The 10,084-nt window shown below is 61.1% G+C and carries 10 protein-coding genes; 1 reads left to right on the forward strand and 9 read right to left on the reverse strand.

Annotated features, from left to right (window positions below; translation table 11 throughout):
- Together ACNA1V_RS13935 and ACNA1V_RS13940 are read right to left on the reverse strand one after the other, a co-directional pair.
- Nucleotides 1-546 carry a hypothetical protein gene (locus ACNA1V_RS13935; protein WP_415834205.1) on the reverse strand — a complete coding sequence of 182 codons (546 nt, stop codon included), beginning with the start codon at nt 544-546 and terminating at the stop codon, nt 1-3.
- Nucleotides 540-1,178, reverse strand: a complete 639-nt coding sequence (locus tag ACNA1V_RS13940) for a VUT family protein (RefSeq protein ID WP_415834206.1) — start codon at nt 1,176-1,178, stop codon at nt 540-542. Before ACNA1V_RS13940 ends, ACNA1V_RS13935 begins: the two co-directional genes overlap by 7 nt.
- A 480-nt stretch (nt 1,179-1,658) precedes the next feature.
- On the opposite strand from ACNA1V_RS13940, the gene ACNA1V_RS13945 reads away from it, so the two are divergent.
- Nucleotides 1,659-2,012 (forward strand): VanZ family protein, encoded by a 354-nt coding sequence (locus ACNA1V_RS13945; protein ID WP_415834207.1) that lies wholly within the window; start codon nt 1,659-1,661, stop codon nt 2,010-2,012.
- A 90-nt stretch (nt 2,013-2,102) separates the two neighbouring features.
- Here ACNA1V_RS13945 and ACNA1V_RS13950 read toward each other — a convergent pair whose 3' ends face one another.
- The 7 genes from ACNA1V_RS13950 to ACNA1V_RS13980 all read right to left on the reverse strand — a co-directional run bounded on the left by ACNA1V_RS13950 (nt 2,103) and on the right by ACNA1V_RS13980 (nt 9,958).
- Nucleotides 2,103-2,342, reverse strand: a complete 240-nt coding sequence (locus tag ACNA1V_RS13950) for a hypothetical protein (protein ID WP_415834208.1) — start codon at nt 2,340-2,342, stop codon at nt 2,103-2,105.
- Nucleotides 2,343-2,352: 10 nt separating this feature from the next.
- Nucleotides 2,353-3,486 carry a cytochrome d ubiquinol oxidase subunit II gene (gene cydB / locus ACNA1V_RS13955; protein WP_415834209.1) on the reverse strand — a complete coding sequence of 378 codons (1,134 nt, stop codon included), beginning with the start codon at nt 3,484-3,486 and terminating at the stop codon, nt 2,353-2,355.
- A 17-nt stretch (nt 3,487-3,503) separates the two neighbouring features.
- Nucleotides 3,504-5,081, reverse strand: a complete 1,578-nt coding sequence (locus ACNA1V_RS13960; RefSeq protein WP_415834210.1) for a cytochrome ubiquinol oxidase subunit I — start codon at nt 5,079-5,081, stop codon at nt 3,504-3,506.
- Between the two features lie 141 nt (nt 5,082-5,222).
- Nucleotides 5,223-6,959 carry a ubiquinone-dependent pyruvate dehydrogenase gene (poxB, locus tag ACNA1V_RS13965; RefSeq protein WP_415834211.1) on the reverse strand — a complete coding sequence of 579 codons (1,737 nt, stop codon included), beginning with the start codon at nt 6,957-6,959 and terminating at the stop codon, nt 5,223-5,225.
- A gap of 8 nt (nt 6,960-6,967) precedes the next feature.
- Nucleotides 6,968-8,470, reverse strand: a complete 1,503-nt coding sequence (gene mqo / locus ACNA1V_RS13970) for a malate dehydrogenase (quinone) (RefSeq protein WP_415834212.1) — start codon at nt 8,468-8,470, stop codon at nt 6,968-6,970.
- A gap of 15 nt (nt 8,471-8,485) precedes the next feature.
- Nucleotides 8,486-8,977, reverse strand: a complete 492-nt coding sequence (locus ACNA1V_RS13975; RefSeq protein ID WP_415834213.1) for a cupin domain-containing protein — start codon at nt 8,975-8,977, stop codon at nt 8,486-8,488.
- Between the two features lie 183 nt (nt 8,978-9,160).
- A complete protein-coding gene (locus ACNA1V_RS13980) occupies nt 9,161-9,958 on the reverse strand; it encodes an AEC family transporter (RefSeq protein ID WP_415834216.1) in 798 nt (265 codons plus the stop codon).
- Nucleotides 9,959-10,084 lie beyond the last annotated feature (126 nt).

Here is a 10,084-nt window from a genome sequence, read left to right on the forward strand (position 1 = left end):
TCAACCCGCTGTCCGCACCCGCGTACGAACCGCCTGGCCCAGTTTGGGCAGCACAAAATATCCTTCCAGTTCGACGCCATGCCCTAGTACCCGTGCGCAATCCCGGGCAAGCACCTGCGTCAACTGCTCGACATCACGCACCAGACGATGCCCGATGAATGCCTGGAGATAAGCCCCCAGTGAAAACACTTCGAGCAAGCGCGCCCGGCTGCGATAGCGGATATGCAACCAGGACCCCTCCCCCGGATTATGCGAGGCCGGGCACAATTCGGGCAGGATCAGCTCATGCTGCTGCCAGGTCCGCATCCCCGGATGCGGATTGGCAATGGTTTTCAGCACGGCCCCCGTGTCCGGCGAACGATAATCATCAGGACGCTCGGGAACAGCCGTATGGTCGCTCGCCACATCGGCTGCCATCCCGGCCACCACGGCCACCGTGGTCGCCTCAGCCTCCCCTGCTGTTGCGCCGACCCGCGACGCTGACCGCTGGCCCGAGGATCGTGCCAGCGCTTGGCGCATCTGGCGCGCGGCATAGGCACTCAGCATGATTTTTCTCCAGATTGTGTCATTTCCAACGGCCCATTAGCGACAGGCACGGAACAGACAGGCACCGAACAATCTGGCACTGTCAACGGGCAGGCGCCCGTTCCGCCTTGCTGCCGGCGTCGCTCCCATTGCATGAACGGCAGCCAGGCCAGCACGGCGGCAATCAGAAACTTGCCGATGACATCCGCATAAATGATCTGCGTCATGTCATAGACGCTCATGGCTCCCGCAAAAGCCAGCACCGTGAAGGCGGTACTGTCCAGCGGGACGCTGACGGCATTGCTGGCAAGCACGCGCGCATGCCAACGCCTGTGGCGCAGTCGCTGAAACATGGCCGTATCGGCCAACTCGCCTGCCAGTATGGCGGCGAACGAGGCCAGTAAAAAACGTGGTGGTACGTGAGCGATGAACTGGCCGTAGGCTGCCGTCACCAGCAGGGCCAGCCCGATGGCCAGATAGACCGTCGGCAGACCATAGGCGTGCAGGCGATCACGCAAGGTGAAAACCGCCGCGAAGAAAATGGAACCGATACTGAAGAGACCAAATCCTGGCAACCCGATAAAGCTGTCCAGAAAGATATTGGCCAACAAGATGGCGCAGACATACGCTGCCAGCCAGCAGGCGCGCAACATGAAAGACTCCTTGCCCGCCACCGGACATATCCAGCGCGGCGCAGAACAGGAAGAGACACGACAGAGGGCGAGAGCCCAAGCCGCAAAACCGCATTCTAGCGTATCGCCCCGCTGGCCCGCACTGCCGCCGCCCATCCTCCAGGGCAGGACACGGCCAGGCTTGCAGCACAGGTTCACCGTTCGTCCCCTGCCGCCCTGGCCATTGGCCTCGTCCGGACTCGATGTCAGCTTGCCTATCCTGGCCACGTGATACGATCCCAGCGCTGAGCTTGCAAGGCTTGGCCCGACCTCCCCGGTATTTCGGGCTATCGCTGCACCACCCCGCTTTACTCTGTACCTCGCAGGCACGCCCGATCCTGATGCGCCACCGGACTGTTCGGCCACTTGGCCGGTTCGACCCCAATCGCTGAACAAGCGAGCCGCTGCGCAGGCCGGACTGTCACCGTTGTCTATTCCCGTTCTGTTTTCATGACTCAATCAATGCTTGACCGACTGGCGCTGGCTGCCACCCTGGCCCTTCTGATTGCTATCACTTATCTGACGCTGGCCGCGCCGGGCTCCCTGCCTCGCGTTTCCGGCGGAGACAAGCTCCACCACGCACTGGCCTTTGCCGCGCTGGTCTTTCCCTTCGTGGTCGCCCGGCCGCGCTGGGCCTTGCGCACTTTCGCTGCCGCCATCGCCTATGGCGGGCTGATCGAACTGATACAGCCGAGTTTCGGGCGCTCTGGAGAATGGGCGGATCTGCTCGCCGATACCATCGGTGCCGCGGCGGGCATCGTACTCGCCTGGCTGACGCGCTGGCTATTGCCTATCAGCAGAAAAACCGCAGCCTGAGCTCTAGCCCAGCATGAAAAAAAGAGGCGTTCCGGCCAAAACCGGAACGCCTCTTTTCCTACTGGCCCAGCCAGCCTGGGAAAGTCAGCCTCAGTAGCCTGAGGTGTCCTTCGCAGCCTTGGCCTGGCCGGCTGCGCCCGCGTCGCCACGCTCGGCGGCGTCTTCCTGCGCTTCAAACAGGACGCCACCCAGCGCTGCTACCAGGATCATGAACCCTGTGCCCAGCAGCCAGGAGAAATACCATGGCCCGTAGTCACCCAGCACAATCGCCAGCAGGATGACGATCACTGCGAGAACTCCGGCCACGATGAAACGTGCAAGTACCGACATGTCCGCCTCCTTACAAAGCGTGGTGAGAGTTTTCGACCTGCTTGGCATCCACCTTGCCACGCATCACCCAGAAGGCCCAGCTGGTGTAGCAAATGATGAGCGGCATGAAGATGATGGTAAAGCCCAGCATCCAGCCCTGCGTGACAGCACTGGCACCGGAGTTCCAGACGGTCAGGCTATGCGAGGGATGGGTCGATGAAGGCATCATGAACGGGAACATCGCTGCACCTGCCGTGCCCAGCACGCCCACCCAGGCCAGCGCGCCCAGCCACCAGCCCAGCAGCTCACGACGGGCACGCAATGCCAGCAGCCCCAACACCACGCCGATATAGGTCAGCGCCGGCAAAATCCACAGCACGGGGTACTGGCTGAAATTCGCCAGCAGGCCGCCGGGCACGCGTTCCACCGTTTGGTGCAGCGGCGTTTGCGCTGCGGCGAAATCCGGGCTCTGCACAATACGGAAGCCGTCCATGCCGGAAACCCAGAAGCCGCCGATGGTGAACAACACCAAGGCGACCACGCCCCCCCACAGGGCCGCACGGCGCGCGCGCACAGCGACTTCACCCGCGCTGCCGCTCATCAGCATGGCACCCCCCATGTAGATGGACATGGACACGGACACCAGGCCGCACAGGATGGCGAACGGGTTCAGCAGTTCCAGGAAACTGCCGGTGTAGTAGGACGTCAGGCGCCAATCGAAATGGAACGGCACGCCCTGCAACACGTTGCCAATGGCGGCACCGAAAATCAGCATGGGCACGAAACCGGACACGAACAGGCTCCAGTCCCAGGCATTACGCCAACGTTCGGACGGCATCTTGCTGCGGTACTCGAAACCCAGCGGACGCACGATCATGCTCCACAGCAGCACCAGCATCACAATATAGAAGCCGGAGAAGGCCGTGGCATAGACCAGCGGCCAGGCTGCGAAGATGGCTCCGCCGCCCAGGATGAACCAGACCTGGTTGCCGTCCCAGTGCGGACCGATGATGTTGAGCGCCACGCGGCGTTCCGCATCGGTGCGGCCCACGAAGCGCAGCAGCGTGCCTACGCCCATGTCCATGCCGACCATGACGGCCAGACCGATCAGCAACACGCCCAGCAATACCCACCAGAGCACTTTCAGTACGAGATAAATCTCCATGACGAATCTCCTTGAGCTCAGGTTGCAGCGGCCGGGGCCGGCGCAATGGACGGAACCGAAGCTTCGGGCTCGGGATCATCAGGCCCCTTGCGGATGGACTTCAGCATGAGGAAGATCTCGATGACCGCGAAGATCGTATAGATCACCACAAAGCCGACCAAGGACACGATCATATAGGTCAGGCTATGCGTGGATGCAGACAGCCAGGTCGGCAGCACTTCATATACCGTCCAGGGCTGGCGACCCACTTCAGCCACCAGCCAGCCCATTTCACAGGCCAGGAATGGCACGGGAATCATCCAGACCGAACCGCGCAGGAACCAGCGATAGTGATGCACCTTGTTGGTCAGCGTCAGGATAATGGCCAGCAGGAAGTAACCCAGCATCAACAGACCCAGCGCCACCATGACCCGGAACGACCAGAAGATCAGCCAGACCTCAGGAATGGTGTCCTTGGCTGCCTTGTCGATATCCGCTTGCGTCACGCGCGACACATCACCGTCCGGTGCGTAGCGTTGCACCAGGAAGCCGTAGCCCAGATCGGCCTTGTGCGCTTCAAACTGCGCCAGCGCTTCCGCATCGGTCGGGTCGGCGCTCAGTTTCTCCATGGCTTTCAGCGCGGGAATGCCGCTCTGTATCCTCACCTTGGCACGTTCCTCCAGCACATCGACCGCCGGTACCGTACCGTCCAGCGAGTGCGTCACCAGGATGGACAGCATGGCCGGAATCTGCAATGCCCACAGGTTGCGCTGCTCGTCCTGCGACGGGAAGGCGATGGCATTGAAGGACATCGGGGCTTCTTCGGTTTCCCACAATGCTTCCATGGCCACCAGTTTCGTCGGCTGCGCATGCGCGCCCACGAAGCCCAGTGCATCGCCCAGCGTCAGTACACCTGCCGTCCCCAGCACGCCGAACAGCGACGCGATGCGGAAGGAACGCTTGGCCAGATCCATATGCCGGTTGCGCAGCATATAGAAGGCACTGACACCACAGACGAAAATCGCCGCTGTCACATAGCCTGCCAGCACCGTATGCACGAACTTGGCTTGCGCGTCAGGGTTGAAGAACAGGTGGAAAAAGCTTTCCAGTTCCATACGCATGGTCACCGGGTTGAACGCGGCGCCCTGCGGACTTTGCATGAAGCTGTTGGCCACCAGAATCCACAACGCCGACAGGTTGGAACCCAAAGCGACGAGATAGGTGACGACCAAGTGCTGAGCACGGCTCAGCTTGTTCCAGCCGAACACCATCAGCCCGATGAAAGTGGATTCCATGAAGAAGGCCATCAGCCCTTCCACGGCCAGCAGCGCGCCGAAGGCATCGCCCACAAAACTGGAATAGAAGGACCAGTTCGTACCGAACTGGAACTCCATCGTCAGGCCGGTCGCCACGCCCAGCGCAAAATTGATCATGAACAGCTTGGCCCAGAACTGGGTCATGCGGCGATAAACTTCCTTGCCCGTCGCGACATACACCGTCTCCATGACGGCGATGAGGATGGACAGTCCCAGGGTCAGGGGGACGAACAGGAAGTGATAAAGCGCAGTTGCCGCGAACTGAAGCCGCGACAGATCGACCACTGCATCATCTACCATCACATTACTCCTTGTGATAATGGATCCCGGAAAAGGCGGGACCGGCCCGGCTCACACCTGCAGCCGGCACTTACCTAAAAGGCGCAGACTCGGTCTGCGCCCTTCCTGGATGCCTTGGATCAAAACCCCCGCTGTCCGGTATTACCGGGGCAGCAGGTTGGTCTTGGCCAAGTCAATGACGTTGCTCATCTTGCCGTCCATCACTGCACGCAAGCCCCACAGACTGAAACCCTTGACCTGTTCGATGCCGATCGTGGGCGGCATGACCAGTTCCTGCTTGGCCGTCACGACGTCCAGCAACGCCGGGCCGTCATGCGCCAGCACTTCCTTCACCGCCGCTTCCAGATCGCCCGGATCCTCCACGCGCACGGCATGGATACCCACGGCACGCGCCACGGCGGAGAAATCGGGGTTGTCGAGATCCACTTCCGTGTCGATGAAACCCGCGGCCTTCATTTCCAGCGCCACGAAGCCCAGCACGCCGTTGTTGAACACAACGATCTTCACGGGCAGGTTGCGATGCTTGACGGTAATCAGGTCGCCCATCAGCATCGAGAAGCCACCGTCCCCGGAGAACGTCACGACCTGGCGGTGCGGCTGGGAGGCCTGGATGCCGATGGCCTGCGGCAGCGCATTGGCCATGGAACCGTGCGTCAGCGAACCGATCAGGCGGCGCTTGCCGTTCATCTTCAGATAACGTGCCGCCCACACCGTGGCCGTGCCGACGTCCGCCGTGAAAACAGCATCCTCATCGGCATGCTGGCTCAACAGGCTGGCCAGGTATTGCGGATGAATGGGCGGCTTGCCTGCCTTGCCCTGGGCCAGCTCGTCCAGACCGGCACGGGCGTCCTTGTAATGCGCCAGCGCGGCATCCAGGAACTTGCGGTCGGTACGTGCTTTCAGCTTGGGCAGCACGGCTTCGATGGTCAACGCCACATCGCCCACGACGCCCAGATCCAGCTTGGCGCGGCGGCCCAGGCTTTCCGGGCGGATATCCACCTGGACGATCTTGCAATCCGTCGGCAGGAATTGCTTGTACGGGAAATCCGTGCCCAGCATCAGCAGCGTGTCGCAATGATGCATGGCGGCATAGCCCGAGGAAAAGCCGATGAAACCCGTCATCCCCACATCGAAGGGGTTGTCGTACTCAACGTGTTCCTTTCCGCCCAGTGCGTGCACGATGGGGCTCTTGAGCACGTCGGCCAGTTGCAGCAACTGGGCATGCGCGCCCGCGCAACCGCGGCCAGCGAAAATCGCCACCTTGGACGAATCGTTGAGCAAGTCTGCCAGCGCCGTGATTTCCTCGTCAGCCGGCGTGACCTTCGGCTGCGGCGGCAGCAGGCCGCGACGCGAAGTGACGCTCTTGCGCGGCGATGCCTGCAGCGCCACGTCACCCGGCAGCACCACGACAGCCACGCCACGCTTGCCAACGGCCGCGCGGATGGCATTGTCCAGCACATAGGGAATCTGGCTGGCGTCAGACACCAGTTCGCAGTAGTGGCTGCACTCGCGGAACAATTCCTGCGGATGCGTTTCCTGGAAATAGCCGCTGCCGATTTCCGCCGATGGAATATGCGCGGCAATGGCCAGCACCGGCGTCCGGCTGCGATGCGCGTCGAACAAGCCGTTGATCAGGTGCAGGTTGCCCGGCCCGCACGAGCCGGCGCACACCGACAGCTCGCCCGTCACCTGGGACTCACCGGATGCAGCGAATGCGGCCACTTCTTCGTGGCGCACGCCGACCCATTCCACTTCCTTTTGCTGGCGCAGCGCTTCCGTCAGGCCATTCAGGCTATCGCCGACAATCCCGTAGATACGCTTGACGCCACTTTCCGCCAGCGTACCGATTACATACTCAGCAACATTCTTGATGCTCATGGCAACCCTCAGATGAATTCCAGATTAAGCGTGGCCGCCGTGGACTTGCGGATTTCGCGGCAAGCATCGGCGTCCGTCTTCAGATCCACCCCGTAAGTCGGGATGATGGTCTTCAGCTTGGGCAACCAACCGTCGGCAGTCAGTTTGTCGGCAAAGCACTTCTGCAGGACTTCCAGGGCAATGAAAGCCGCCGTCGAGGCGCCTGGCGACGCACCCAGCAGCGCGGCCAGCGACTTATCGCTGGAAGCGATCAATTCGGTGCCGAACTCCAGGACGCCTTCCTTCTCCGTGCCCGGCTTGATGATCTGCACACGCTGGCCGGCGACGGCAGTCGTCCAGTCCGGCGTCTTGGCATTGGGATAGAACTGGCGCAGCATCGCGAACTGATCCTTGGCGCTTTGCAGCACTTGCGAAATCAGGTACTCGCTGAGCTGCCAGTTGTCCTTGGCCACATCCAGCATGGGCAGGATGTTGCCCGGACGCACGGAGCGGAACAGGTCGGTCAGCGAGCCATGCTTGAGGAAACGCGTGGAGAAGCCGGCATACGGCCCGAACAGCACGGACTTCTTGCCGCCGATCACGCGCGTATCCAGGTGGGGCACGGACATGGGAGGCGAACCATGCGGCGCCTTGCCATAGACCTTGGCATGGTGGCGTTCGCTGATGCTATCGACATCGCAACGCAGCCAGATGCCGCTGACCGGGAAGCCGCCGTAGCCGTGGCCTTCGGGAATGTCGGACTTCTGCAGCAGTTCCAGCGCACCACCGCCGGCACCGATGAACACGAACTTGGCCGTCAGGCTCTGGCGCTCGTGCGTTTTGGTGTCCTTCAGATCGACGCGCCAGCTGCCATCAGCGTCGCGCTTCAGATCCTCGACGTGCTTGAGGTAGTGCACCGAAGCGTCGGGCTGTGCGGCGAGCTGCTTGATCAGCAGGTGCGTCAGCGCGCCGTAATCCACATCCGAACCGGTGATGATGCGGGTAGCGGCAACCGGATCGTCACCGGTACGGCCTTCCATGATCAGCGGCGCCCAGGCCTCGATCTGCTTAGGATCTTCGCTGTACTCCATGCCGTGATAGCAGTGGTGCGCGGACATTTCCTTGAAACGCTCACGCAGATAGGCGACGTTGTCCTTGCCCCACACAAAGCTCATGTGCGGGCACGGATGAATGAAAGCCTGCGGATCCGGGATCGCGCCCTTCTTCACCAGGTACGACCACAGCTGACGCGACAGGTCAAACTCGGTATTGACTTCCAGCGCTTTGGAAATGTCCACGGTACCGTCCGGCCGGGCCGGGGTGTAGTTCATTTCGCAGTTGGCCGCGTGGCCGGTACCGGCGTTGTTCCAGCCGTAGGAACTTTCTTGCGCGCAATCTTCCAACGCTTCGACAATCACGATCTTCAGCGAAGGCTCAAGTTCCTTCAGGACCGTGGACAGCGTGGCGCTCATGATACCAGCGCCGATCATCACGATATCGGCGCTTTCCGGCAGGTTCACATTATTCGACATATCCCTCTTTCCTCGTCAGTTGCCGGCCTTCGCCGGTACGAACAGCACCTCAGCATTCGGGGCCAGGATCACATAGGCCCGACGCCAGGGGTCGCTACCAATCAGGCGCCAGCGATGTCCGCCGCCTGTCGTATCTTCGGCCCAGAGCACATCGCCCGGGGACAATTGAAAGCGCTTGCCGCCGCGCGTTTCGAATTCCAGCGTGCCGCTCAGCGTCAGCACGAACTGGTGGGCCGGCGCTTCATGCCAATCGAAGCTGCCGCCTTCGCTGGTTTCACGAAACGAAATACTGACCGCACCGGCGACTGCGCTAAGGCTATCGCCGCGCTCGCCCTTGGGCAGATCAATCTGACCCTCTTCGAAATACGACTGGCCATCATCGCCAGTAAAAAGATGCACACAACGGATCATCGCAATCCTCTCCTTGCCAATCACTTGTCTATCGACTGCCACTACTTTTTCCCATACCGCGCTGGCGCAGCGACGCATGGGGAAAAACAGTGTCACGCCCACTTCAACAATCCGACGTCATAAACCCGACTGCCAGACGCAGCTAAAGGCGCCTTGGCGCCTGTCTGCCTTACGGGCAGACCCTTCCGAAAGCGGAAGAACCTGCCCAGTGAGCTTGCCCGCCAGCCGGCGCCCGACACCTCCAGGCAGTCCGGCCAAGCGGGCAGGTTCACCCCTGCCTTACAGCCACTCGGACACCACCACGATGCCAAGCGTCATCGTCACCAGGGACACCAGCGTGCTGAGCAGCACCGTCGAAGCGGCTTCGTCCTTGTAAACGTTATTGGCCACGGCCAAGGCGGGCGTTGCGGTCGCAGTTGGCAGAACGCCGATGATGAAAGCCGACTTCAACAGCATGCCTTCCAGGCCCAGCGCGACCCCGACGCCAAGAATCACTGCACCTTGCAGGATATTCTTGACGATGACGTTGAACACGATTTCGGAGCGCAGATTCATCTTGATGCCCGACAGGAACAGGCCCAGGAAGAAAAGCGCCACACCGCCTGCGGTCTTGCCCAGTTCATTGAGCGAGTTCTTGATGACGTCCGGCACTTCCACACCGATGATCGCCAACACAGCACCCAGGATGGGCAAGAACACCAGCGGTTGCGACAAGGATTTACCAAACGACTTCCAGGCGCTCTGGCCCTTGTTGCCGCCACCGATCATCATCAGCGCGATGGGCAAAATGATGACGGTATAGATCAGGTTGCCGATCACCATGGCAATCAGGCCGGACGATCCTACCGTTGCCAGCAGGATGGGAGGCCCGCAGTAAGCCATATCAGGGAAGGACGCCGACAAGGCCTGCATGGTGGCGTCCGCACGGTTGTGCTTGTAAACGACCTTGCCCACGACATAGGCAACGATATAAGCCAGCACCAGACCGGCAGCCATGGCCAATGCAAAATCGGCATTGAGGATGGAGGATGGCGAGGAACTCAACGCGGCCAGGAACAGTGCAATAGGCAGTGCAATTTTTAGGGAGTGTCAGCAATTCCGTGTTCAAGGCGGATTGAACATCAGGCGGAAGGCCGGATGAATCGTTCTTCGTAAAGGATAGCGAATTGGTTCATGGCTGTCTTCCAATCATGGCCAGTGCGG

It is taken from the genome of Kerstersia similis (assembly GCF_965139615.1).
GTDB lineage: Bacteria > Pseudomonadota > Gammaproteobacteria > Burkholderiales > Burkholderiaceae_B > Kerstersia > Kerstersia similis.